The organism is Gemmatimonas sp. UBA7669, assembly GCF_002483225.1.
Taxonomy (GTDB): Bacteria; Gemmatimonadota; Gemmatimonadetes; order Gemmatimonadales; family Gemmatimonadaceae; genus Gemmatimonas.
This window is the reverse complement of sequence record NZ_DLHL01000011.1, coordinates 242,502-265,990: the sequence shown is the minus strand read 5'-3', so window position 1 is coordinate 265,990 and position 23,489 is coordinate 242,502. Positions and strand designations below refer to the sequence as shown.

Genomic DNA, 23,489 nt, shown 5'->3' with positions numbered 1-23,489 from the left:
CCGCCCGCTCCCGGACGAGCGGGCGGCGTGGTTGGACTGAAAGCAGGCCGAGCACGGTGTCGAGCTGGCTGAAGCGCCCGATCCATCGTGCTTCGAGATGTTGCAGCAACGTGCGGGCCTGTGCGATTCGGACGGGGGCGGCGCGCACCAGGCGCTCGCGGCCGCGGCCTCGCGCCATCAGTCCACGAGCCAGCGCGTCACCTCGTTGGGTAGCGTGTAGTCCAGTGGCATGGGCTCGCGGTTGAGCACGATCTCGATGAGCGTGGTGGTGAACGGGTGGAAGAGTGTCGTGTCCGCGTCGATCTGATTCTGCAGCATGATCTGGGCATCCCAGCGCTTGCCGGGAGTGCCCGGCGCGACGTTGAGCATCTCTGAGCCGGTCCCGTAGTAGCTCACAAAGTCCGTGCCGGTGGTGGCAATGACCTTGAGCATGAAGGTGCCGGTCTTGAGATCGCCCAGATCGTCAAGCTTGACGTGGAAGCAGCGCAGGCTCTTGTCCCGTGCGAAGACATGCACGTCCACCGCAAACTCCTTCCAGCGCTGCTTGTGCAGGTCACCCACGAAGAACTGGAGATTCCAGTCGGGAATGGCGTCGCCGCGTTCGTCCACCGCGCGAATGATGAACTGCTGATAGGGCGTGAGCCCCTCGAGTGCCGTCTTGGTGCGCTTGCGCGCGTCTTTCATGTACTGCTCGAAACTCGCGGCGCTGTCCACGGCCAAGGCCTTCTCCACGAGATCAATGAGCAAGTCGCCAGGATCCTTGACGATGCTGCCGTGATCCTTGCCCTCAATGGGGATGAAATCAATATCGACGTTGCGGAACGGTTCGGTCTTGGCACGCGGCGCATTGGCTTCACGCCGCCGCTCGGTGAGATCGAGGATGAATTTTCGGGAGTTGAGCGGCGTGCCGGCCCAGCGCACGGTGCCGTCCGTTCCCGGCTCGTTGATGAGCTTGCGGATGCCGCCGTAGGACTTGGTGCCACAGAACACAAACACGTACGGTGTGCGCTTGGTGGGACCGTAAAAGGGATCGTCGCCGAAGAGGTCGCGGTGCGCGAGATCCCAGGTGAAGCGACTGCCCAGTTCGAGGCCGAACAGCACCTCATCGCCGGCTTCCATGAAGTCCGGTGAAAGCAGATTCTTGTCGCCCTTGAATACGGACCCGATGAAGCTGCGCCCCTTGTGCGCGAGCGGTGAGCCGAAGGTGGCCGGCGCCAATGCGATGAGGTTGCGAAGCGGCGACTGCGCCGCGCCATACTGGGTGAGCCAGGCCCGAATGACCAGCATGCCCGTGGAATGCACGATGGCATCGAAGGCTTGCCCCTCCTTGAGACTGGTTTGCAGGCGCAGCGCGCGATCGAAGCCCTCGGCGATATCCTTGATCGAGATCTCGTTGGTGAGCGAACGATAGCTGCAGATGTGCACCTGACCCGGGTCGTAGCCGAGCCGGTTGACGAGAAGGTCACGCCAGCCGCGAAAGCTCTCGCCCTTGTCGCTGTAGCCGTGAATGATGACGATGGGACGCTTGGGCATTGCGATGGTCTCCATGGGACGGATTGATTGCCAGAAGTCCCCCACGATACGGCGCACACTGCGGCCCGTCCATTCCCCCGACGCTGGCATGGGGAAATCCCCTACGAAACTTTGGTCTGTCCGACGTATGCATGGTACGACCGGCGGTGATCTGAGTCCGACGGCTTCCACGACAGGAGATACGCATGCTGGCCTCGTTCATGCCCGACCCGTTGCACGCCGCGTTGGTGCACATGCCGGTGGCTTTCGCGGTATTGGCACCGGTGGCTGCAGCCGGCGCGCTGCTGCTGGTGTCGCGCGGTGCGGATGTGCCGCGCAGCTGGGGAATGGTGGTCGTGCTGCTAACCTTGTTGTCCGTGAGTGCCGTGGTCGCCAAATCCACGGGTGAGGATCAGGAGGACCGCGTGGAAGAGGTGGTGCCGCACGCAGCCATCGAAACGCACGAAGAGGCAGCGGATGTCTTCACCATCGGGTCTTTTGTCCTGCTGGCGGTCGCGGCTGTCGGACTCGTGCGCGGCCAGATGGGACGGTGGGCTCGGCTGACCGCGACACTCGGCACGCTGGCCCTGCTCTGGGCCGGCTACGCGGTGGGCCACTCGGGTGGACGGCTGGTGTATCAGCACGGGGCCGCGGCGGTGTACCGCGATTCCACGCTGTCCGGCGCTGCTCCACCCACTGGCGAGTCAGCGCGCGATCGCTGAGCCATTCCGCAGCACGGGCCAGGGCGCATACTTAGGGGATGACATCACCCGTCATCCCCTTGCTCGCGCTGTGTCTCAGCGCGCTCGTTGCGTCAAACACGCTATCGGGACAGTCCGCTTCGTCGCCAGCGCCGGATTCCAGCACGCCACTCATCCGTCGCACCGAGTATGGCGTACCACACGTCACGGCCGCGAACTTCCGCGGCATTGGCGTGGGACTGGGCTACGCCATGAGCGAGGACTACGGTGAGCGTGTGCTGCGCGTCCTGTTGCGCAACAAGGGCTGGATGGGACGGGTGTTTGGCACAGACAGCATGGGTGGCGATTGGAACGCGCTGCTGGCCGTGCAGCGCGTGCGCGAGACGTATCATCTGCTGGACGCCGACACACGTGCGGTGTACGAGGGCTTTGCCGACGGGGTGAATCGCTGGATTCGTACCAACCGTGCGGCGCTGCCGGCCTGGGCCGAGCCGGCATTCACGGGACATGACGTGGCAGCCGGCGACATCGGGCAGGCCAACGTGACGGCGGCGCAGCGCCTCGTCCTGCGAAGGCTGCGCAGCGACAGTCTATCGGCAGCGGCGTCTCCAGCGCGTGACGAGCCCGCATACAGTGAAGACGGATCAAACGCCTGGGCGCTCGCGCCAAGCCGCACCACGTCGGGGCGTGCCATCCTGTTGCGCAATCCGCATCTCTCGTGGACGGCCGGCTATTGGGAAGCCCACGTCACCGTGCCGGGGAAACTCGATTTCTACGGCGATTTCCGCATTGGTGGGCCCTTTGGCGTGATTGCCGGCTTCAACCGCAATCTGGGCTGGGCCACCACCAACAACGCCACCGATCTCGACGAAGTGTACGCGCTCGATGTCGATCCGTCTGACAGTCTGCGCTATGTCTTCGACGGCGTATCGCAGCCCCTGCATGTGGAGTCACTCACCGTGTTGGTGCGTGGTGCTGCGGGCCTCGTGCCACGCACCCGCGTGCAGTGGAGCACGCCGCTTGGTCCGGTGGTGCATCGCACACCCGGCACGCTCTACGTGGTGCGGGCCGGTCCGGCTGGTGAGTACCGCGGGGGCCAGCAGTTCCTGGCCATGATGCGTGCGCGCTCGCTGCGCGAATGGAAGGCGGCACTGGCGATGCGCGCACGGGCCACCAGCAACCTCACGTATGCGGATCGCGCGGGCAACATCTTCACGATCTGGATGGCCAGCCTGCCCAGTCTCCCGCATGCGGCCACTGGCGACAGCCTCTTCACGCGCGCTCGCACGTCGAATGACATCTGGACGCGACTGCTGCCACTCGATTCCCTGCCGCAGTTTCTCAATCCACGCGGCGGCTATGTGCACAACGAGAACGATCCACCGCACTTTGGCAACCTGCGCGCCGTACTCGACACCTCGCGCTTTCCGGCCAACGTGGAGCGCGGCGCGTTCGATCTGCGCAGTCAACTAGCCGTGCAGCTGGTTGGTGGCAACGACAAGCTGTCGCTTGCCGAAGTGATGCGGCGCAAACATTCGTATCGCATGCTGCTGGCCGATCGCGTGAAGCCCGACCTGCTTCGTGCGCTGCGGGCCGACTCGACCACTCCGGCACTCGCCAATGCCACGCGGCTGTTGACGCGCTGGGACAACACCGTGTCGCCGGACAGTCGTGGCAGCACGCTGTTCGAAACGTGGTGGCGCCTGTACACAGCGGCCGCGCGCGATAGCGCCTTCGCCGAGCCATGGCGCTGGGCGCAACTTGCCACGACGCCGCGCGGATTGGGTCGTCCTGATCTCGTGCGCTCCAGCATGCTGGCCGCCATCGATACCATGCAGGCGCGCTGGGGCACTCCGGACGTGGCCTGGGGCGACGTGCACCGGGTCCGGCGCGGTGCGGTGGATGTGCCCGTGGGCGGCTGCAGCGGCGCGCTGGGCTGCTTTCGGGTCCTGGGCTACGAGCGTGCGCCCGACGGCAAACTCGCCGCCAACACCGGCGACGGATGGGTGTTGGCCGTGGAGTTCGGTGCCACAGGGCCGCGAGCCTACTCGGTGTTGGCCTATGGGCAAAGCGACAATCCCGCCTCGCCACACCATGCCGATCAAGCGGAGATGTTTGCCCGAGGGCAGTACAAGCCGGTGTGGTTCACCGAGGCCGAAGTTCGTGCGCACACTCAGCGCACGTACAGACCGGAATAGTCCCTCGAGCAGGACGTCGGACGGCGCTCGTGAAACCGGCGTATTGGCCGTCCGTTGTGCTGGCATGAGCGACGCTACGGTCAACCTCACCAGTCTCCCGGCCGATCTGCGGACGCGTCTGGCCGGATACACCGCCACCCCAGTGACGACCGGCGAATCGGGGGGCGAGGTGCACCGTCTCTCGGCGCCGGGGCTACCCGACTGCTTTCTCAAGGCGGGTCGTGGCAGCGTGTCCGACGACATCACCCACGAAATGCTGCGGCTCACGTGGCTTGATGGGCGACTGCCGGCGCCGCGCGTGCTGCATTTTGTGCGTAATGACGACCACGCCGCGCTGCTTTCAACCGCGCTGCCTGGCGTGGCGGCCGCCGAGTGGTTGGCGGCGCATCCGGAACGCGCCGCTGACGCCGTGCACAGCATCGCAAAGTTTCTGCGCCAGTTGCACGCGCTCCCGGTGGAGCATTGCCCCTTCGAGGCGGGGCATGTGTTGCGCTTGGCGGCTGCGCGTCAGCGCCTCGACGCCGGTCTTGTGGACGAGGAGGATTTCGACGAGGCGCGGGCAGGCATGTCAGCCGAAGCGGTGTGGACAGCGATGCAGGCCATGTTGCCACTCTCGTTCGAGCGGGTGGTCACGCATGGCGACTTCTCGCTCGACAACATCTTCCTCGCAGACGGTCGCGTGACCGGTTGTCTTGACGTGGGCCGACTGGGTGTAGCCGACCCCTATCAGGACGTGGCGATACTGTGGAACAACCTGTCCGAGCTTGGCGCCGAGCTGCAGGAGACGTGGCTGTCGGCGTTCGGTATGATGCCGCCTGACAACGCACGTCTCGCATTCCACTGCTGCCTCGACGAATTCTTCTGACCCGCCGACGTCGCGTCAGTCGATGTCGAGTGTGATGCTCACCGGGCAATGATCACTGCCCATGATTTCGGGATGGATGTCAGCGGCACGTACCTTGTTGCGAAGCGTGCCGGACACCAGCACGTAGTCGATGCGCCAACCGATGTTCCGCGCACGCGCATTGGCGCGGTGACTCCACCAGCTGTAGTGCCCATTGCCTTCGCGAAAGAGACGCAGCGTGTCCACAAAGCCCGCGTCCACAAAAGCCTGAAAGCCCGCGCGCTCCTCGTCGGTGAAGCCCTTCTTCCCCCGGTTCGGCTTGGGGTTGGCGAGATCGAGTTCGGTGTGCGCGACATTGAGATCACCGCAGAACACCACCGGCTTCTTCTTTTCCAGAGCCTTGCAGTGCGCGAGAAACGCCGGGTCCCAGTGCGCATGACGCAGTGGCAAGCGGCTCAGGTCTTCCTTGGCGTTTGGTGTGTACACCGTCACCACGTAGCACTGCTCGAATTCGGCCGTGATGACCCGGCCTTCGCTGGCACTGTCGCGGCCTTCGTCATCGACGAGGTTGTACTTCTTCGCGATGGTCTTCGAGAAGCCGTTCTGCACCGACAGCGGCTTGGTGCGCGAGAAGATGGCCGTGCCCGAGTAGCCCTTGGTGCTCGCCGAGTTCCAGTACTCGTGGTAGTCCGGAAGGTCGATGTCCACCTGACTCTGCTCCGACTTGGTTTCCTGCAGGCAGAGCACGTCGGGACGGTGCGCCTCAATGAAGGGAAGAAACACGCCCTTGTTGATGACCGAGCGCAGGCCGTTGACGTTCCACGAGTAGATCTTCATTGGACGACAGAGAGGGTGACGGCGGGCACGCTGCGCCGTACTGCGTGGCGCGGCGTGCAGACGCCGCGAAAGATACCGCCGTGTGCCGCCAGGCAGGATGTCAGTTCCAGTTGTCGATCTTGAGATCGTCGGGCGCGGGACGGCCGGTGCCGGTTTCCACGTAGGCGCGCAGACTGAGCAGAAAGGTCGCCCACTTCATGCTGCAGTGCGCCATGAAGGGCACAGCCTCGCGCCAACCGCGGTGCGCAAACAGCACGATGCTGTGTTCACCCTCCTGCGCAATGTGGAATTCGATATCCGTGCCCACCCACTCCTCGGGGCCTTCAATGACGTGCCAGCGAACACGCTGCCCGGGGACCAGGTCGCGGACTTCGTAAACAAAGGCGCCGACTTCCGTGCCATCAGGGGCGTGGAAGCGCGAGGTGATGCGTTCACCAACAGTGCTGGTGCCGGTGGTGGCGCGCGTCCACCAGCCGGCGATGCCCGATACGGTGGCAAGCGCGTCGTACACGGTGGCGAGTGGCGCGGTGGTACCGAGGCGATGGATGATGTCGGGCATGGGTGTGGGCGGGGACAAGGGGGAGTCTTCGTTACTTGCATGATGCTAGTACTTGCGCTAGCGTCATGCAAGCGTCCGTTCTAGGCTTCTGACATGCTCGGACGCACTTACGACCGTGAGGTTTGCTCCGCCGCCCGTGCCCTTGAGGTGGTGGGCGAGCGCTGGAGTCTGCTCATTCTCCGCAATGCCGCCTTTGCCGGCTGCACGCGATTCACCGATTTCCAACAGCGGCTCGGTGTGGCCCCCAACATCCTCTCGGTCCGCCTCGCGCTCTTTGTTGAGGAAGGACTGATGGAGACCATGCTCGGCGAGAGCGGTCACCTGGAGTACCACTTGACCCGGAAGGGGCAGGATCTCACGCCGGCCATTGTTGCTCTTACCGCCTGGGGCGATCGCTGGGCGGCGCCCGACGGGCCGCCTATCGCCTATGGGCATGCCGGCTGCGAGGGCATCGTCCGCATGCAACTCGTTTGCGAACGCTGCGGCGAGCAGGTGGAGGCGCCGCAACTCACTGCGCGCCCAACTGCTGCCATGGCAGCCGCGCGCCAACGGCGTCGGCTACCGCCGTTGCCGCCGCGCTGATCGCCGTCACCCATCGATGCGAAGCTCTGTTGACATTGCATAAGCGATGGCTTATTGATTGACCCATGCCCACCACCGCTGAACGCGAAGACCGAGTGTTCTCCGCTCTGGCCGATCCGAGTCGACGTGCGATCTTCGAGTCGCTGACTCGCGGCGAGGCAGCCGTGAAGGATCTCACGGCTCGATTCGACATCTCGCAACCTGCCGTGTCGCAGCACCTCGCCGTGCTCAAGGAGGCCGGTCTCGTGACTGGCCGCCGCGATGGTCGCCAGGTGTTCTACCGTGTGGAGCCCAAGGGCATGAAGCCCCTCATTGACTGGCTGACGCACTATCGGGCATTCTGGCTCGATCGCGTGGGTCGCCTCGAACGCCTGCTGGAGACGCTCGACTGATGACGCTGCGCGATACCACCGCCCCCGACCAGACCCACGCGCTCGCCTTCGAATTCGATCTGCCGCACCCGCCTGAAAAGGTCTGGCGTGCGCTCACCACCCCGGAACTGTTGGCCGAATGGCTGCTGCCTGTCATCGGCTGGGACACGCAGCCCGGCACAGCATTCACCTTCAAGACGCAGCCCTATCCAGGCTGGGATGGCACCGTGAACTGCCGTCTGCTCGACTATGAGCCGCACACGCGACTGCGCTACGCCTGGACGGTGCCCATGCTCGACACCGAGGTCAGCTTCACGCTTACCCCAACGGCAACGGGCACACACCTGCTGTTGGTGCAGTCCGGCTTCCGCGAAGACCAGAAGCAGAACTGGGGCGGCGCGCGTTATGGTTGGAAGATGATGGGCGGCAAGCTCGTGGCCCTGTTGGACGCGCTGCCATGAGCCCGCGCGCGCACGACGACACTCTTCACCCGGCCGACCAGCACGACCGCATTCGCATTCGCGGCGCCCGCGAGAACAACCTGCGCGGCATCGATCTCGAGTTGCCCAAACGACGGCTCACCGTCTTTGCCGGCGTTTCCGGTTCCGGCAAGTCATCGCTGGTCTTCGGCACGATCGCCGCCGAGTCGCAGCGGCTCATCAACGAAACGTACAGCGCGTTTCTGCAGGGCTTCATGCCGTCCATCGGGCGTCCCGACGTGGACGCGCTGGATGGACTGACCACGGCCATCATCGTGGATCAGGAGCGCATGGGCGCGAATGTGCGCTCCACCGTCGGCACGGCCACCGACGCCAACGCCATGCTGCGCGTGCTGTTCAGCCGTCTTGCCACACCACGTCTGGGTTCGCCCAACGCCTACTCCTTCAACGTGCCGTCCGTGCGCGCCGTGGGCACCATGACGGTGGAGAAGGGCAGCGCCAAGACCGAGAAGAAGGTTTTCGAGGTGCTGGGCGGCATGTGCCCGCGCTGCGAAGGCATGGGGGTCATCAACGACATCGACCGCACGCAGCTCTACGACGCGCGCAAGTCGCTGAGCGAAGGCGCCATCACGGTGCCGGGCTACACTGCAGAGGGCTGGCAGGCTCGCATGTTCGAAGCGGCGGGCCTCGACATCAGCAAGCCCATCGCGCGCTACAACAAGAAAGAGCTCGATCTCCTGCTGCATCAGGAGCCGATGAAGGTGAAGGTGGCCGGCGCCAACCTCACCTACGAGGGACTCCTTCCGCGCATCCAGAAGTCCTTCCTTTCGAAGGACGTGGAGGCCATGCAGCCCCACATCCGTGCCTTCGTGGAACGCGCCGTCACCTTCACCACCTGCCCGGATTGTCAGGGGACGCGGCTCAACGACAGCGCGCGCAGCTCACGGATCGGTGCGCACAACATGGCCGATGTCTGTGCCATGCAGATCAGCGACCTCGCCGAGTGGGTGCGCAGTCTGCGGGAGCCGAGCGTCGCGCCGCTGCTGGCCAAGCTGCAGCACACGCTGGACAGCTTCGTGGAAGTGGGTCTGGGCTATCTCAGTCTCGACCGCGCGTCGGGCACGTTGTCAGGCGGCGAAGCGCAGCGGACCAAGATGATCCGCCATCTGGGGTCGGCGCTCACTGACGTCACCTACGTGTTCGACGAGCCGTCCATTGGTCTGCATCCGCACGACATCCAGCGCATGAACGCGCTGCTGCTGCGGCTGCGCGACCAGGGCAATACCGTACTGGTGGTGGAGCACAAGCCCGAGACCATTGCCATTGCCGACACCGTGGTCGAACTGGGCCCCGGCGCTGGCACGTCCGGTGGGCAGGTGGTGTTTCAGGGCACGGTGGAAGCGCTCAAGCAGAGTGGAACGCTGACCGGTCGGCACCTCGAGACCCGCGCGCAGCTCAAACCCACGGTCCGCCGATCCACCGGGGCGCTCAAGGTGCGGGATGCGCACACGCACAACCTGCAGCATGTCAACGTGGACATTCCGCTGGGCGTGCTGGTGGTGGTGACCGGTGTGGCCGGCTCGGGCAAGAGTTCGCTCATTCATGGATCGGTGAGCGGCCAGAGCGGTGTGGTGACCGTGGATCAGAGCGCCATCAAGGGGTCACGGCGCAGCAACCCCGCCACCTACACCGATGCGCTCGAGCCCATTCGCAAGGCCTTTGCCAAGGCCAATGGGGTGAAGCCGGCGCTGTTCAGCGCCAACTCGGAAGGTGCCTGTCCGACCTGCAACGGCGCCGGCGTGATCTACACGGACCTTGGCATGATGGCGGGTGTGAGTTCACCCTGCGAAGATTGCGCGGGGCGACGCTTTCAGGCCTCGGTGCTGGCCTATCGTCTGGCGGGCAAGAACATCGCCGATGTCTACGATCTGTCGGTTGACGAGGCGCTCGACTTCTTCAGCGACGGCGACGCGCGCACGCCGGCCGCGGCGGCCATTCTGCAGCGGCTCGTCGATGTGGGCCTCGGGTACATCCGCCTGGGGCAGCCACTCACCACGTTGTCCGGCGGTGAACGCCAGCGTCTCAAGCTGGCCACGCACATGGGAACCGACGCGTCGGTCTATGTGCTCGATGAACCCACCACGGGTCTGCATCTCGCCGACCTGCAGCATCTGCTCGCGCTGCTTGACCGTCTGGTGGACAGCGGCAAGTCGGTGATTGTCATCGAGCATCATCTCGCTGTCATGGCGCACGCCGACTGGCTCATCGACATGGGGCCCGGCGCGGGACATGATGGCGGTCGTGTGGTGTTCGAGGGCACGCCGGCGGACTTGGTCGCGCGCGCCGCAAACGACACGGGCTCACTCACCGGCCGGCATCTGCGCGAATACGTCGGCGCCGGCACGCCGCAGCCGAAGTCCCGCAGGAAACCCTGATCGCGAGGGCGGGGTCATAAGGTATACCTTTAGGGTTGACCGTTCCCCGCATCGCGATTGAGGAATACATGCACATCTCCACCTGGGCGGGCTGCCTGCTGTGTGCCGCTGGTCTGTTCCATGGCGCAGTGCGCGGTGCGTCCGATGGCGGGTCACCTGCGCAGCCGCCGGCAAAGGCCGCGCCGCTCACGCTGTTTGACTATGACCGGCGTGCGGCGCTCGATGTGCGGCGGTCACCAGTCGCCACAAGCGACTCGGCGTTCGAACAATTCGCCATCAGCTACGCGAGTCCCGATGGCGGTGTGGTCAGCGGGATGATGCTCAGGCCACGCGCCGTCGTACGCCCGCGAGCCGGTGTCGTGGTGCTGCACGGGTTACCCGGCACGGCCGAGCGTGCGCTGCTGTCCCAGGGCCCCGCTCTCGCGCGCGCTGGGGCCGTGGTGCTGGCCATTGATGCGCCCTGGGTACGGCGTGGCGGCCGGCCGGACTTCACACCCCGCGACAGTGTGGAGCAGGTGCAACTCATTCGCGATCTGCGACGGGCCGTGGATGTGTTGATCGCATACGAGCAAGTGGACTCCACCCACGTCGGGTTCATCGGCGGCAGCTATGGCGGCGCCATGGGCACGCTGTTCGTGGCCGCCGAACCGCGTCTTGCTGCGGCGGTGCTGTTTGTGGCTGATGGTGGGCTGGTGTCCCATTCGATGGGGGCAGACGGCGCGCCGCTCGGCCCACTGGTCGGGCTCTCCGAAGAAGCGCGCGCGCGATGGCTCAGGGCCATGCTGCCCATTGAACCGGTGCGCTTTGCTTCCTACATCACACGCACGCCCCTGCTGCTGCAGAACGGACGACAGGACGAGTTTGTCCCGCCCGAGGCTGCGTCCGCACTGCACGCCGCCATCACCTCACCCAAGACCGTCGAGTGGTACGAGTCGGGTCACGGCCTGCCGCGTGCGGCACTCGATTCGCGAGTGCGCTGGTTGTCGTCAAAACTCGGATTGGCGACACCGTGAGAAAAGGGCAGGGCATGCGGCGTGGCCGCATCGCTGAGCAACGTGTCGCGCAGCGTGTTCTGCAGGGCCTGTGTATCCCGTTGTGCCGCGCGGCGGGCGAGCCAGAATGAGCACACGGCGGACGCCACACTGAAGGTGATGAGCACGGCGATGGCAGCCGGCAATCGCCAGCTGCCGTCGGGGTCGCCGCCGGGGCCGTTGTCCAGCAACGACAGGGCCGGGACGGCGCTGAGCAGCATGCCGCCTCCGACACCCCAGAGCGCCACCTCGCCGAACCCGATCTCGCGCAGCGGCCGCTTGCGGCCGGCGAAGCGCACCACGGCGGCGTAGCAGAGTCCGCCCACAAAGCCGGGTATGGCCATGGCCGGCAGTGGCGCGTCGAAGACCTCGAAGAACCAGCCCAACGGCAGGGTGGGCACCAGCACACTGAGTACGCCGATGGACAGGCCGGCGACTGCCCAACCCATTGCCCAGGTTGCGGCAGTACCAAGGGCAGCGCGAATTCGCGAAAGTCGATGGGCCATACGGGAATCCGGAGGGAGGGTGGCGTTCTACTTTACAGTACAAAGCACTTGACGAGCAAGTCCCATCCGGAGATACTCCAACCCATGAGCCCCACTTCCGGCGAGCCGCCGGCCCTGCATCAGCGCGCGCTTCAGGACCTGTCCTACATCCGGCGGACCATGGAGGGCGCGGCAGCATTTACCGACGTGCCCGGCTGGGGCCTCGTTGGTGTGGGCGGTGTTGCCCTGGTGGCCGCATGGCTCGCCTCCAGCCCGGCGACTCCGATGGCGTGGCTGCTCACCTGGCTTGGCGCGGCAGTGGTGGCGGTGACGGCCGGTGGACTGGCCATGCAACGCAAGATGCGCCGACGCCTCGTTGACGGGGGGAGCCTGCAGCTCACCACGCCGCTCCGGAAATTCCTGTTGGGCTTCTGGCCGGCGGTGGCCGTTGGCGCCGTGCTCACGCTGGCCCTGCTGGAGCCCTCCAGGCCCGGACTGGTCGATCGCGCGGCCCATCCGCTGTTGCCAGGCGTCTGGCTCCTCCTGTACGGCCTGGGTGTGACCACAGCCGGTGCCTATTCCATTCGCGCCGTCCCCGTCATGGGACTCGCGTTCATGGCCCTTGGCGCGGTGGCCCTGTGGTGGCCTTCCCTCGACGGTAACCTGATGATGGCGCTCGGCTTTGGTGGTCTCCAGATCGGCTTTGGCGCACATATCGCTCGGCGGCACGGTGGCTAAGCGCCCCGCCGCCGCGGCCCGCACTCGCGACGCCAGCACCGCACAGAGCGCGGGTCCCCACGCCACGACACCGGAACCAGCGGCCGCGTTGACGTCCGTTGAGGGCAACATGGCCATTCCCATCGCACTCGATCGGGTCATTCACGAGCGCATGCGCCTGGCCATCGTGAGTGCCCTCGCCGTCCACGAATCGTTGACCTTCAACGAGCTCAAGAGTCTACTGGAAGCATCCGACGGCAATGTGTCGGTGCATGCCCGCAAGCTCGAGGAGGCCGGATACGTGACCTGTGACAAGGGGTTCGACGGCCGCATTCCACGCACCGTCTACCGGCTCACCGCCGATGGACGCTCGGCACTCGAGCGCTATCTCGCCCACATGGAAGCCCTCATCAAACAGGTCGGAGGCGCATGACCCCGCGCACGCTGGTGCCATCACACGTGGCCGTCATCATGGACGGCAATGGTCGTTGGGCATCGAGTCGCGGACGGCCGCGCTGGATGGGGCATGCACGCGGCGCGCGCACGGCGCGCGAAGTGGTGGCGCACTGCGCGCGCCTGGGCGTGGACCATCTCTCGCTGTATGCGTTCTCCAGTGACAACTGGAAGCGGCCTCGCGAAGAGGTGGGCTTTCTGCTGGAGCTCTTTGCGTCGCACCTCGAGTCGCAGTTGGCCGACTTGCTGCAGCACGGGATTCGGCTCAGCATCTTCGGGCGGCGCGATCGTTTGCCGGCAGCGCTGGTGCAGGCCATCGCCCACGCCGAGGCGCGCACCGCGCACGGCACCCGCATGCATTTGCGTGTGGCCATTGACTACTCGAGCCGCGCAGCCATTGCCGAGGCCTTCGCGCAGAGCGCTGTGAACGACTCGATGGTCACGTTGGATGCGGCCACACCCGCTCAGTCGCTGCTGCCGCCGGTGGACTTGCTGGTGCGCACAGGCGGCGAGCGTCGTCTGTCAGACTTCCTGCTCTGGGAGTGCGCGTACGCCGAGCTCGCGTTCCTCGACGTGCCGTTCCCCGATCTGACCACCGAACATCTCGATACGGTCTTTGCCGACTACGCGAAGCGCGAGCGGCGTTACGGTGCGGCGCCCGGTCAGACGGTTGCGGTGGGTGATGACGAAGCGCTTGCGGCGGCCGTGCCGGCGGCGCGTCCCGTGGCCCAGGCCCAGAAGAAGTTGTAGCCACCGATCGGGCCGAAGGCGTCGAGGACTTCCCCGCAGAGAAAGAGGCCCGCGTGACGCTTGCTCTGCATGCTGCGCGGGTCCACCTCGGCCAATGAAACGCCGCCTCCGGTGACTTCGGCCTTCTTGTAGCCTTCATCGCCGTTCCACGGCAGCGCGCCCTGCACCAGGGTGTCGACAAGGCGACGCCGTTCATCGCGGGTGAGCTCGGCGAGTGTGCGTGTGGGTTCCACACGCGCCTCCGTCAGCAGCACGGTGGCCAGGCGATCCGGCAACTCCGCACGCAACAGCGTGTTGACCTGTCGTGTGCTGCTGCCCCCGTCACGTGCAAGCAGGCGCGATTCCCACGCGTCGGCATCGAGCGCGGTCCATTGCACGCGCAGGGACGCGGGCGGTTCCGTGTGTGACTGACGCGAACGCACCAGGACGTGCGACACGTTCAGTGCGGCTGGTCCGCTGTAGCCACGATGGGTGAAGAGAAATCCGCCACGTGCCGACGCGCTATGCCCGCCTCCCCGCGCGTCGAGCGTCACCGCGAACGAAATGCCCGACAGGTCGGCGAAGCGGGCATCGTTTGATGTGATGGGCGTAAGCGCCGCGTAGGTGGGATGCAGCACATGGCCGAGGCGCTGGAGCATACCAAGACCCGTACCGTCGCTTCCGGTGGCCGGTACCGACAAGCCGCCGGTGGCCACGATGACGGCATCGGCATGCAGGGGGGCATCTTCGGTGGTGTGAACGGCCCAGCGCGCGCCATCGACCTGAGAGTCCGCCGGCACGATGTCCGTGACCGTGGTCTCCATGCGCAACTGCACGCCGCGTCGGACCGCCAGCGCCAGCAACCCATCGCGCACATCGCGCGCGCGGTGCGAAGCGGGGAACAGTTTGGCCGATTCGACCTCCTCCTCGAGTTCAATACCGACTTCGTTCTCGAAGAACGCCCGCTGCTCGGCCAGCGGCCAGGCGCGCAGCATCTTGCGCAGTGTGTTGGGCGATGAGTCCGTCACGAACCGCGATTCGTCGAGGCGTGCCGGCAGCACATTGCAGCGACCGCCCCCGCTGATGAGGATCTTGCGGCCGCCGTCGCGGGTGCGTTCGATCAGTGTCGTGTGCGCGCCGTGCGTGGCGGCGAAGATGGCGGCCATGGTGCCGGCGGCGCCTGCGCCGATGACGATTACATGTGGGGGCATCCCCGTATTCTAGTCGGAGCAGGATCTTTGCATCAAAACAGACGGTGTGAGGATCGGAGGATTTGAGGATAGGAGAGGCGGGCGGCGAGGGACACTCGCCATGAGGTCCCTCGCCGCCCGCCCCTCCAATCCCCGGATCCTCCGATCCTCACACCGTCTGTTCTCCGATCCTCCGGAAGATCAGAAGCGATCGAGCTCCATCACCTTCGTCCACGCCGCCACGAAGTCCGACACGAACTTCTGCTTGCTGTCGTTCTGCGCATACACCTCGGACAGCGCGCGCAGTTCCGAGTTGGAGCCGAAGATGAGATCGACGCGCGTGGCCGTCCACTTCACGTCCCCCGTGCTGCGATCGCGGCCTTCGTATACGTCGGCGCCAGGCGCTACCGGCTTCCACGCCGTGCCCATGTCGAGCAGGTTGACGAAGAAGTCGTTGCTCAGCGTCTCCGGACGATCGGTGAACACGCCGTGCTTGGCCGCGGCGTAGTTGGCGCCGAGCACGCGCAGGCCACCTACCAGCACGGTCATCTCGGGCGCAGTGAGCGTGAGCAGCTGCGCCTTGTCCACCAGCAGTTCTTCCGGCGAGGTGGTGTACCGGGCCTTCTGATAGTTGCGGAAGCCATCAGCCTGCGGCTCGAGCACCGCATACGACTCCACGTCGGTCTGCTCCTGCGAGGCATCCATGCGGCCCGGCGTGAAGGGCACGCTCACCACAAAGCCCGCGCGTTCGGCCGCCTGCTCAATGGCTGCCGCGCCGCCAAGCACGATGAGATCGGCCAGCGAGACCTTCTTGCCGCCGGTGGCCGACGCGTTGAATTCGGCCTGGATGGTCTCGTAGATCTCGAGCGCCTTGGCCAGCTTGGCCGGCTGGTTGACCTCCCAGTTGCGCGCCGGATTGAGACGGATGCGCGCACCATTGGCGCCCCCGCGCTTGTCGGAGCCGCGGAAGGTGGACGCCGCTGACCACGCCACGTACACGAGGTGCGAGATGGACAGACCCGAGGCCAGAATCTTGCTCTTGAGCGCATCGATGTCCTGCGCGTCGATGAGCGGGTGATTCACGGCCGGAATCGGGTCCTGCCACAGCAGGTCTTCCTGCGGCACGAGCGGGCCGAGGTAGCGGGCCTTCGGGCCCATGTCACGGTGCGTGAGCTTGAACCACGCGCGCGCAAAGGCGTCGTGGAATTCCTGCGGGTTGGCGTGGAAACGCTTGGAGATCTCGAGATACTTGGGGTCGGTGCGCAGTGCGATGTCGGCCGTGGACATGGCGGGCCGCACCTTCTTGCCCGGCACGTGCGCGTCCGGCACAACGAGCGAGGCCTCCTTGTCGGTGGGCTCCCAGATGTGCGCGCCGGCCGGACTCTTGGTGAGCTCCCACTCAAAGCCGAAGAGCGTGTCGAAGTAGCCGTTGTCCCACTTGATGGGGTTGGGTGTCCACGCGCCTTCGAGACCCGACGTGGTGGTGTGCTCACCCTTGCCGCTGCCGAAGCTGTTGAGCCACCCGAAGCCCATGGCTTCAATGGGGGCGCCTTCGGGCTCGGGGCCAACGAGCGCCGTGTCACCGGCACCGTGCATCTTGCCGAAGGTGTGACCGCCGGCCACAAGGGCCACCGTCTCCTCGTCGTTCATGGCCATGCGCGCAAACGTCTCGCGAATGTCGCGCGCCGAGGCCATCGGGTCGGGCTTGCCGTCGGGACCTTCAGGGTTCACGTAGATGAGGCCCATCTGCACGGCGGCCAGCGGGTTCTCGAGCTCGCGGTCACCGGAGTAGCGGCTGTTTTCCTTCTCGCTGGTGGCGAGCCACTCGCCCTCGCTGCCCCAATAAATGTCCTGCTCGGGCTCCCAGACATCCTCACGACCGAAGCCGAAGCCGAAGGGCTTGAATCCCATCGTTTCCATGCCCACGTCGGCGGCAAGGATCATCAGATCCGCCCACGAAATCTTGTTGCCGTACTTCTGCTTGATGGGCCACAGGAGACGGCGGGCCTTGTCGAGATTGCCGTTGTCCGGCCAGCTGTTGAGCGGCGCAAAACGCTGCGTGCCACTGCCGGCGCCGCCGCGGCCGTCGGCCGTGCGATACGTGCCCGCGCTGTGCCAGGCCATGCGCACGAAGAACGGGCCATAGTGCCCGTAGTCGGCCGGCCACCAGTCCTTGGAGTCCGTCTGGAGCTGCACCAGATCGGCCTTGAGCGCCTCGACGTCGAGATCCTTGAGCGCCTCGCGGTACGAAAAACCGGGCAGGGGATTCGACAGTGACGAGTGCTGACGCAGAATGCCGAGGTTGAGCGCGTTGGGCCACCAGTCGCGGTTACCGCGACCCGCCATGGAGGTCGCGCGCGCCGGCGCGCCATGGCCATGCATCACGGGGCACTTGCCACCGGTTTCGCTCTTGTGTCCTTCCATCGGTCCGTCTCCGTACGTGCTGCGTGGATGGGTCCTGCAGAAATAGGGGGGCCGGTCCATGGACCGGGTCAGCCGTTGAACGTTAGGGATTCCAGCCATAGTCAGCAATGGGCTTTGGTCTATATTTGTCATAGATAATTGCTATAGCTTTATCTGGTATGGACAGCACACTTCTGCGCGCCTTCCTCGAAACGGCCGACTCCGGTGCTCTGAGCCGTGCCGCCTCCCAACTGGGTCTGTCGCAGCCATCGCTGACGGCCCAGATCCAGCGCCTCGAACGGCACCTTGGCGTCGAACTCTTCGATCGCCATGGGCGTGGCGTGACGTTGACGGATGCCGGGCGTGCGCTGTATCCGCGGGCCCGGCGTCTGCTCGACGAGCTGCGCGAGACGGAGGACGCGGTGCGGCGGGAGGGTCTGGACGGCCCTGATACGCTGCGCGTGGGCGCCATTCCGACGGTGGCGCCCTATGTGTTGCCGGCCGCCCTCCGGCGCATGCAGGTGCGCAATGCGGCGACTCGCGTGGAGCTGCGAGAAGACTACAGCGCCGTGTTGGCGCGCCTGCTGCACGAGGGCGAGCTCGATGTGCTCATCGCGGCGCAGCCCTATCCGTTTGAGCATGTCGCGATCGAGTCACTGGGCAGCGACGCGCTGGTGGTGGCGGTGCCGGCATCGCATCCGGCCGCGCGCGCGGGGCGCATCACGCTGGCCCAGCTGCGCGATACGCCGGCGGTGACACTCGACCCGGCGCACTGTCTGGGCGAACAGGTGGCCGGCTTCTGCAGCCGTCAGCAGGTGCTGCCGTCGGTGGTGTGCCGCAGCGCGCAACTGGCTACCGTGCTCGAGTTGGTGGGTGCGGAGGTGGGGCTGTCCATTGTGCCGGCCATGGCTGCCGCTCGGCACAACACACCGCAGTGCGCGTACGTGCCGCTCGCAGACCACACGCTGCACCGCGAGATCGTGGCCGTGTGGCGACGTGGGGCGCAGCGCAGCGCGGTGGCCGAGGCCTTTGTGGACTGCGTGCGCGAGGTGGTACGCGGGCGCTAGACTAGTGCGACCCACTGCCCCGAGGATCGTGATGCGCCCCAAGAGGCCCAACAGCCCCAATGACATGATGCAGGCCGTCTCGGCCAGTATGCAGGAACGGACGGGCAAGACACTCGAGGAATGGGTGGCGCTGGTGCAAGCCAGCGGACTCGACGCACTCGATCAGAACGCCGTGCGTCGCTGGCTCAAGAGCACGCATGGTGTGCTGCAGAACTCGCAGTGGGCCATTGCCGATGCCGCAGCGCGTGCGGCGGGGTGGACGGCGCCCACGGTAGACGAATACGTGGCGCAGCAGTACGACGGCGCCAAGGCTGCGCTGCGTCCCGTGTATGATCGACTGCAGGCCTTGCTCACCGCGCTGGGCCCCGACGTAGTGGTCGAGGGGCGCGCCACCTACATCCCGTTCGTGCGCGCGCGCCAGTTCGTGGCGGTGGCTGCGGCAACCAGGACGCGGGTGGATGTCGGGCTTCGATACACCAAGGCGCCGCGGTCAACGCTGCTGGTTGAATCCGCGGCGCCTGGTCAGGCCACGCACAAGTTGTCGCTGCAGACGGTATCGGACATTACCACCGAGGTGGAGCAGTTGCTGCGCGCGGCGTACGAGCAGAACGGGTAGTTCAACGCGTACGCCGCACCCGCGTCTGCGCGGCAACCGGCCCTTAGCGCCGACGCGCGGGCCGGGTCATGGGCGGCGGCGTGATGCGACGTACACCCTGCGTGTCCACCGCCTTGAGCACCTCGCTCACTGCACGCTCCAACTGCGGATCGCGCCCGGCGGCTGCGCTCTTCTCGTCCACGATCACCTCGATGTCAGGCGCCACGCCCTCATTCTCGGCGATCCACTGGTTGTTGACGGGATCGAACACGCGAATGACCGGCGCGGTGACACTGAGCCCGTTGACCATGGGGTAGTGCGACGCGGCACTCACCAGACCGCCCCAGGTGCGGGTGCCAACAATGACGCCGGCCTTCTGCTGACGGAACGCCCACGGGAAGTAGTCACCGCCGCTGCCGGCGCGTTCGTTCACGATGAGTGCCTTGGGCCCGAGCACGCCCTGCGGCAGTGCCGAGGGGGCGCCACCGGGCACATGATTGGTGAGTGCGCCGCGCAGGCTGCGCGTGAGATAGTCCACCATGTAGTCATCGAGTGACCCGCCGCCGTTGTAGCGCTCGTCGATGATCGCGCCCTGCCGATCCTGCTGGGCAAACACATAGCGATCAAAGCTGGTGGTGCCCGGCGCGCTGGTGTTGGGAATCCAGGCATACGCCAGACGCCCCCGGGACAGCGAATCGACCTTGCGGCGATTGTCTTCCACCCAGGCGCGCTGACGCAAGGCGTTCTCGTTGCCCGCGGGCACCACCGTGATGCTCCACGCGCTGTCGGTGCTGGGCCGCGAGTTGATGAGCAAGGTGGTCTGCCGGTCGGCGGTCCCGTCGAGCAGACGATAGGGATCATCGTTGGCCGTGAGCGCGTCCCCGTTGACGGCGAGCAGATAGTCTCCGGCCTTCACGCGCAATCCCGGTCGGTCGAGTGGCGCACCAAGGCCGGGATTCCAGCTCTCGGTGGTGAGGATGCGCGCGATGCGCCAGCGGCCGTTCTCGAGAACGAGATCGGCACCCAGCGTACCAACGCGCGACGTGTCCACCGGCGGCAGGTCACCGGCGCTCACGTAGCTGTGTCCCACGGACAGCTCGCCGTTCACGAGATCCACCACATAGGCCAGGTCAGCCTGATGGCGAATGTGCGGCACGAGTGGGCGATAGCGTTCACGCACCGCATCCCAGTCGTTGCCGTGCATGTCGGGATCGTAGAAGAAATCCCGTTCGAAGTGCCAGACTTCGTCGAACACCTGTCGCCATTCGGCCAGCCGATCCAGCTGCATGCGCAGCGCCACGGCGACCGTGCCACGACCCGCCTGCGGCGGCGCTTCCGTGCCGGTCACGGTCCACTGCTGCCCATTCTGCAGCAGGATCTTCTTGCCATCGTGCGAGACGGAGACGCGGCTGACGCCGCGCGTGAAGACCTCCGTCTTGCCGTCGGCGAGGTTGAACTTGTGGAGCGTGACGCCGGGCTGATTCTCCACGCGCTCACTGACAAAAACGACACCCTTGCCGGCCGTCTGTACGTCAGCGTAGCGGCGCACGGGCAGCGAGGTGACCACGATGCGACGATCGAGGCCCTCGAGATCGATGCGCACCTGCACCGCACCCGTGTCGGGCTTGGGCGGCGGCGGCGCGGCCTCTTCATCGCTCTTGTGCGGGAAGGGCGTGGGATCACCGCTGCGCAGCACCATCACGTACACCCCGTACTGCGGATCGGCGAGACCGGCGCTGGTGTTGGCCCAGCCACTGGCCAGGCCCAGGTTCGTGCTGGCCAGGAACCAGAGATGGCGTCCGTCCTTGTCGAAGGCCGGCTGCACGGCATGCGCCATGGCGTCGGTCAGTGGCGAGACCGTACCCGTCTCAGAATTCCACGCCGTGATGCGACGGAAGTTGTTGGGATAGGTCTTGCTGTACGCCAGCCACTTCGAGTCGGGTGACCACGAAAGGCCCATGCTGCCACGATCGTTGGACGCGCCGCCGACATCGGCCGTGCTGATGCGGCCGCTGGCGACATCCACGATGCGCACCCGCGTGACATGGTCGACAAACGCGAGGCGCTTGCCATCAGGCGACCAGACGGGCTCCCAGGCCATCTTCGATTCACCAAGCTCGATGCGCCTCGGCGTGCCGGTGCCGTCCTGATTGGCGATGTGCAGGCGATACCCACTGCCCTCATCACTGAACCAGGCCACCTGCTTGCCATCGGGTGACCAGCTGGGCGCGCGGTCGGCGGCGCCGGAACTGCGTGTGAGATTGCGTGTGTCGCCCTGCTCAACGGGCACAGTGAACACTTCACCGCGCGCTTCGAAGAGAATGCGCTTGCCGGTGGGGGAAAGCGACGCCGCGGCCACACTGCGCGTGACGTCCTCCCAGCGTGTGGCCGCCCAGGGGAAGTCGCCGCGCACGGTGATGGCCACGCGCTGGGATCGGCCGGTCGCCGGGTCGAGTGTGTGAAGGTAGCCGTCCTGCTCGAACACCAACTGTCCTCCGCCGGCGCCCAGCCACTTCACGTCCACATCACGAAAGCGCGTGATTTGCGACAGGGCTTTCGACGCGATGTCATAGGCCCACACGTTGCTGACCCAATCACGATCGGACAGGAAATACACCTTGCCGTTCAGCACATGCGGCTGCAGGTCCGTGCTGCGATCGGGATTGGGGATGAGTGTTTCTTCCTTGCTCTGCACATCGAGCAGGCGCAGCGGGATGTTCTGTCCGCCGCGGTACGAGCGCCACTCGGGATCCCAGCGCGTCATGCGATCCACCACGACCGTGCGCCCATCGGGCGCCCAGCGTCCGTCGAAGCCCCAGCCGACGGTCACGGGTGTGGATGGGCCACCGCTCCGCGACACCGACCAGAGGCGATGATACGCCGAGGGCGCCGTCCCATAGGTGGTGGCGTACAGCACGCGCTGTCCATCGGGACTCCAGCCACGCGCCAGCGCCGGGGCGGGATACCAGGTGAGACGCTGTGGTTCGCCGCCCTGCGCACTCACCACATACACGGCGGGTGTGCCGCTGCGATTGGACGTAAAGGCAATCCACTGGCCATCGGGGGAGAGGCGCGGGTCGCTCTCGACGGCCGCCGTACTGGTGATGCGTCGCGCGACACCGCCACTGCGATCCACGATCCAGACATCGGATCCGTAGGTGAAGGCAATGTGGGTGGACGAGATGGAGGGCTGTCGCAGCAGACGTGTGGGTTCGTCAGTGCGCGGCGTGGTGGTCTGCGCCGTGAGCGGGGCGGGCAGTAGGGCGGACAGCGACGCGGACAGCGACGCGGACAGCGACAGGCTGGCGATGAATGCCAGGCAGAGGCGCAGCGTGTCGCCTTGAGACGGAACGTGGCAGGATCGCATGAGGCGGGGGATAAGGTGTACGTTCCAAGCTCTGCCCGAGGGCAGGGCGTGGCAAGTCGGAAACCGCATGTGCGCGCACCGCGTAGGAGGCACTGCCTCCCCAGCACCCGATGTGCCACCCTCCCACGAGTCCCCTCATGAACCGCGCCCGCAATCGCGACCGCAAGAGCGACCGCTGGCTTTCACGCATTCGGCGTGTCTGGATTACCGCCGGACTGGTGTTCACGGTGGTCTTCACTGGCTGGTCACTCTGGGCCTATCGCGCGGACGCCGATGCACACGCCGCGCTGGCCAGCGATGATCAGGTGATGGTGCAACACGACGACGGGGTGTGGTCGTTTGTCCCCACGCGTGGCGATTCGTCCCGACGTGACGGTGCTGCGCTGGTATTCTTTCCGGGGGCGTTGGTGGACCCGGTGGCGTATGCGCCGCTGCTGCGCGCGGTGGCCGCCGGCGGGTACCGCGCGTATCTCGTGGAGATTCCGCGCCGTGCCGCGTTTGGCGGCACAGATTCCCCGGAGCTCGAGGCGCGCCTCGCGCGCGTGGTGGCTGGCGCCGCGTCTCCGGCCCGCTGGGTGGCGGCGGGGCATTCGAAGGGCGGTGTGGTCGCGAGTACCGTCGCTTCGCAGCAGCGGCCGGGTTTCTCCGGGCTCGTACTCATTGGCACGTCGCATCCGCGGGACGTGGACCTCAGCGGACTCACGGTGCCCGTGACAAAAATTGTGGGCACGCATGACGGACTGGCGAGTCGCGCGGAGGTGGAGAGCAATCGTGGCAAGCTGCCGCTTTCGACGCGCTGGGAGTGGGTCGAGGGGGGCAATCACTCGCAGTTCGGCTGGTACGGATTCCAGCCGGGTGATCGCTGGCCGCACATCACGGCGGACGCGCAGCGGGACCTCATGATTCGCCGGGTCCTGGACATGCTCGCCGACGTGACGGGACATCCACCCTCGCTGCCGTTATCGTAGAGGGC

General features: G+C 66.0%; 21 protein-coding genes. 14 read left to right on the top strand and 7 right to left on the bottom strand.

Features of this window, described 5'->3' with window-relative positions; translation table 11 throughout:
• Positions 1-177: 177 nt before the first annotated feature.
• Positions 178-1,548: an esterase/lipase family protein gene (locus B2747_RS03515; RefSeq protein ID WP_291156941.1), complete on the bottom strand. Its 1,371-nt coding sequence runs from the start codon at positions 1,546-1,548 to the stop codon at positions 178-180.
• A gap of 170 nt (positions 1,549-1,718) precedes the next feature.
• Between B2747_RS03515 and B2747_RS03510 the strand changes: the two genes are divergently transcribed.
• The 3 genes from B2747_RS03510 (at position 1,719) to B2747_RS03500 (ending at position 5,276) form a co-directional block, all read left to right on the top strand.
• Positions 1,719-2,234: a DUF2231 domain-containing protein gene (locus B2747_RS03510; protein WP_291156939.1), complete on the top strand. Its 516-nt coding sequence runs from the start codon at positions 1,719-1,721 to the stop codon at positions 2,232-2,234.
• 38 nt (positions 2,235-2,272) lie between these two features.
• Positions 2,273-4,411: a penicillin acylase family protein gene (locus B2747_RS03505; RefSeq protein ID WP_291156937.1), complete on the top strand. Its 2,139-nt coding sequence runs from the start codon at positions 2,273-2,275 to the stop codon at positions 4,409-4,411.
• A 64-nt stretch (positions 4,412-4,475) separates the two neighbouring features.
• The gene (locus B2747_RS03500) at positions 4,476-5,276 is read left to right on the top strand and encodes an APH(3') family aminoglycoside O-phosphotransferase (RefSeq protein ID WP_291156935.1); all 801 of its coding nucleotides are present in this window, start codon (positions 4,476-4,478) and stop codon (positions 5,274-5,276) included.
• A gap of 15 nt (positions 5,277-5,291) precedes the next feature.
• Here B2747_RS03500 and B2747_RS03495 read toward each other — a convergent pair whose 3' ends face one another.
• Positions 5,292-6,092 carry an exodeoxyribonuclease III gene (locus B2747_RS03495; protein ID WP_291156933.1) on the bottom strand — a complete coding sequence of 267 codons (801 nt, stop codon included), beginning with the start codon at positions 6,090-6,092 and terminating at the stop codon, positions 5,292-5,294.
• A gap of 100 nt (positions 6,093-6,192) precedes the next feature.
• A complete protein-coding gene (locus tag B2747_RS03490) occupies positions 6,193-6,651 on the bottom strand; it encodes an SRPBCC family protein (RefSeq protein WP_291156931.1) in 459 nt (152 codons plus the stop codon).
• Between the two features lie 93 nt (positions 6,652-6,744).
• Between B2747_RS03490 and B2747_RS03485 the strand changes: the two genes are divergently transcribed.
• From B2747_RS03485 to B2747_RS03465, 5 genes are all read left to right on the top strand, one after another.
• Positions 6,745-7,233: a winged helix-turn-helix transcriptional regulator gene (locus tag B2747_RS03485; protein ID WP_291156929.1), complete on the top strand. Its 489-nt coding sequence runs from the start codon at positions 6,745-6,747 to the stop codon at positions 7,231-7,233.
• 65 nt (positions 7,234-7,298) lie between these two features.
• Positions 7,299-7,625: an ArsR/SmtB family transcription factor gene (locus B2747_RS03480; RefSeq protein WP_291156927.1), complete on the top strand. Its 327-nt coding sequence runs from the start codon at positions 7,299-7,301 to the stop codon at positions 7,623-7,625.
• Positions 7,625-8,065, top strand: a complete 441-nt coding sequence (locus tag B2747_RS03475; protein WP_291156925.1) for an SRPBCC family protein — start codon at positions 7,625-7,627, stop codon at positions 8,063-8,065. The genes B2747_RS03480 and B2747_RS03475 overlap by 1 nt, the downstream gene beginning before the upstream one ends.
• Positions 8,062-10,479 (top strand): excinuclease ABC subunit UvrA, encoded by a 2,418-nt coding sequence (locus tag B2747_RS03470; protein ID WP_291156922.1) that lies wholly within the window; start codon positions 8,062-8,064, stop codon positions 10,477-10,479. The genes B2747_RS03475 and B2747_RS03470 overlap by 4 nt, the downstream gene beginning before the upstream one ends.
• Positions 10,480-10,547: 68 nt before the next feature.
• Positions 10,548-11,492 (top strand): alpha/beta hydrolase family protein, encoded by a 945-nt coding sequence (locus tag B2747_RS03465; RefSeq protein WP_291156920.1) that lies wholly within the window; start codon positions 10,548-10,550, stop codon positions 11,490-11,492.
• Here B2747_RS03465 and B2747_RS03460 read toward each other — a convergent pair.
• Positions 11,417-12,016, bottom strand: a complete 600-nt coding sequence (locus B2747_RS03460) for a hypothetical protein (protein ID WP_291156918.1) — start codon at positions 12,014-12,016, stop codon at positions 11,417-11,419. The genes B2747_RS03465 and B2747_RS03460 overlap by 76 nt on opposite strands.
• Before the next feature lie 84 nt (positions 12,017-12,100).
• On the opposite strand from B2747_RS03460, the gene B2747_RS03455 reads away from it, so the two are divergent.
• From B2747_RS03455 to uppS, 3 genes are all read left to right on the top strand, one after another.
• Complete coding sequence (locus tag B2747_RS03455; protein ID WP_291156916.1) at positions 12,101-12,733, top strand: hypothetical protein; 633 nt, start codon at positions 12,101-12,103, stop codon at positions 12,731-12,733.
• Positions 12,734-12,842: 109 nt separating this feature from the next.
• Complete coding sequence (locus B2747_RS03450; RefSeq protein ID WP_291156914.1) at positions 12,843-13,145, top strand: winged helix-turn-helix domain-containing protein; 303 nt, start codon at positions 12,843-12,845, stop codon at positions 13,143-13,145.
• Positions 13,142-13,915: a polyprenyl diphosphate synthase gene (uppS, locus tag B2747_RS03445; RefSeq protein ID WP_291156912.1), complete on the top strand. Its 774-nt coding sequence runs from the start codon at positions 13,142-13,144 to the stop codon at positions 13,913-13,915. Before B2747_RS03450 ends, uppS begins: the two co-directional genes overlap by 4 nt.
• Here the strand turns inward: uppS and B2747_RS03440 are convergent.
• Complete coding sequence (locus B2747_RS03440; RefSeq protein WP_291156910.1) at positions 13,828-15,105, bottom strand: NAD(P)/FAD-dependent oxidoreductase; 1,278 nt, start codon at positions 15,103-15,105, stop codon at positions 13,828-13,830. The two genes, uppS and B2747_RS03440, sit on opposite strands and share 88 nt — an antisense overlap.
• Positions 15,106-15,285: 180 nt before the next feature.
• Entirely contained in the window at positions 15,286-17,508 is a 2,223-nt protein-coding gene (gene katG, locus B2747_RS03435) for a catalase/peroxidase HPI (RefSeq protein WP_291156908.1), read from the bottom strand.
• Positions 17,509-17,666: 158 nt separating this feature from the next.
• Here katG and B2747_RS03430 point away from each other — a divergent pair, with 158 nt between their 5' ends.
• Complete coding sequence (locus B2747_RS03430) at positions 17,667-18,554, top strand: LysR family transcriptional regulator (RefSeq protein ID WP_291156906.1); 888 nt, start codon at positions 17,667-17,669, stop codon at positions 18,552-18,554.
• A gap of 31 nt (positions 18,555-18,585) precedes the next feature.
• Positions 18,586-19,170 (top strand): DUF5655 domain-containing protein, encoded by a 585-nt coding sequence (locus tag B2747_RS03425; protein ID WP_291156904.1) that lies wholly within the window; start codon positions 18,586-18,588, stop codon positions 19,168-19,170.
• Positions 19,171-19,213: 43 nt separating this feature from the next.
• Here the strand turns inward: B2747_RS03425 and B2747_RS03420 are convergent, their stop codons facing one another.
• Complete coding sequence (locus B2747_RS03420) at positions 19,214-22,516, bottom strand: S41 family peptidase (protein WP_291156902.1); 3,303 nt, start codon at positions 22,514-22,516, stop codon at positions 19,214-19,216.
• 137 nt (positions 22,517-22,653) lie between these two features.
• Here B2747_RS03420 and B2747_RS03415 point away from each other — a divergent pair, with 137 nt between their 5' ends.
• On the top strand, positions 22,654-23,484 hold the full coding sequence (locus B2747_RS03415) for an alpha/beta family hydrolase (protein ID WP_291156900.1): 831 nt from the start codon (positions 22,654-22,656) through the stop codon (positions 23,482-23,484).
• Positions 23,485-23,489 lie beyond the last annotated feature (5 nt).

Bases quoted from the DNA above. Each gene is read 5' to 3' on its own strand.
- B2747_RS03415 (WP_291156900.1), top strand. From the start codon at position 22,654: ATGAACCGCGCCCGCAATCGCGACCGCAAGAGCGACCGCTGGCTTTCA.
- B2747_RS03490 (WP_291156931.1), bottom strand. From the start codon at position 6,651: ATGCCCGACATCATCCATCGCCTCGGTACCACCGCGCCACTCGCCACC.
- uppS (WP_291156912.1), top strand. From the start codon at position 13,142: ATGACCCCGCGCACGCTGGTGCCATCACACGTGGCCGTCATCATGGAC.
- B2747_RS03455 (WP_291156916.1), top strand. From the start codon at position 12,101: ATGAGCCCCACTTCCGGCGAGCCGCCGGCCCTGCATCAGCGCGCGCTT.
- B2747_RS03505 (WP_291156937.1), top strand. From the start codon at position 2,273: ATGACATCACCCGTCATCCCCTTGCTCGCGCTGTGTCTCAGCGCGCTC.
- B2747_RS03485 (WP_291156929.1), top strand. From the start codon at position 6,745: ATGCTCGGACGCACTTACGACCGTGAGGTTTGCTCCGCCGCCCGTGCC.
- B2747_RS03460 (WP_291156918.1), bottom strand. From the start codon at position 12,016: ATGGCCCATCGACTTTCGCGAATTCGCGCTGCCCTTGGTACTGCCGCA.
- B2747_RS03515 (WP_291156941.1), bottom strand. From the start codon at position 1,548: ATGGAGACCATCGCAATGCCCAAGCGTCCCATCGTCATCATTCACGGC.
- B2747_RS03440 (WP_291156910.1), bottom strand. From the start codon at position 15,105: ATGCCCCCACATGTAATCGTCATCGGCGCAGGCGCCGCCGGCACCATG.
- B2747_RS03495 (WP_291156933.1), bottom strand. From the start codon at position 6,092: ATGAAGATCTACTCGTGGAACGTCAACGGCCTGCGCTCGGTCATCAAC.
- B2747_RS03450 (WP_291156914.1), top strand. From the start codon at position 12,843: ATGGCCATTCCCATCGCACTCGATCGGGTCATTCACGAGCGCATGCGC.
- B2747_RS03500 (WP_291156935.1), top strand. From the start codon at position 4,476: ATGAGCGACGCTACGGTCAACCTCACCAGTCTCCCGGCCGATCTGCGG.
- B2747_RS03480 (WP_291156927.1), top strand. From the start codon at position 7,299: ATGCCCACCACCGCTGAACGCGAAGACCGAGTGTTCTCCGCTCTGGCC.
- B2747_RS03465 (WP_291156920.1), top strand. From the start codon at position 10,548: ATGCACATCTCCACCTGGGCGGGCTGCCTGCTGTGTGCCGCTGGTCTG.
- B2747_RS03475 (WP_291156925.1), top strand. From the start codon at position 7,625: ATGACGCTGCGCGATACCACCGCCCCCGACCAGACCCACGCGCTCGCC.
- B2747_RS03470 (WP_291156922.1), top strand. From the start codon at position 8,062: ATGAGCCCGCGCGCGCACGACGACACTCTTCACCCGGCCGACCAGCAC.
- katG (WP_291156908.1), bottom strand. From the start codon at position 17,508: ATGGAAGGACACAAGAGCGAAACCGGTGGCAAGTGCCCCGTGATGCAT.
- B2747_RS03510 (WP_291156939.1), top strand. From the start codon at position 1,719: ATGCTGGCCTCGTTCATGCCCGACCCGTTGCACGCCGCGTTGGTGCAC.
- B2747_RS03420 (WP_291156902.1), bottom strand. From the start codon at position 22,516: ATGCGATCCTGCCACGTTCCGTCTCAAGGCGACACGCTGCGCCTCTGC.
- B2747_RS03425 (WP_291156904.1), top strand. From the start codon at position 18,586: ATGCGCCCCAAGAGGCCCAACAGCCCCAATGACATGATGCAGGCCGTC.
- B2747_RS03430 (WP_291156906.1), top strand. From the start codon at position 17,667: ATGGACAGCACACTTCTGCGCGCCTTCCTCGAAACGGCCGACTCCGGT.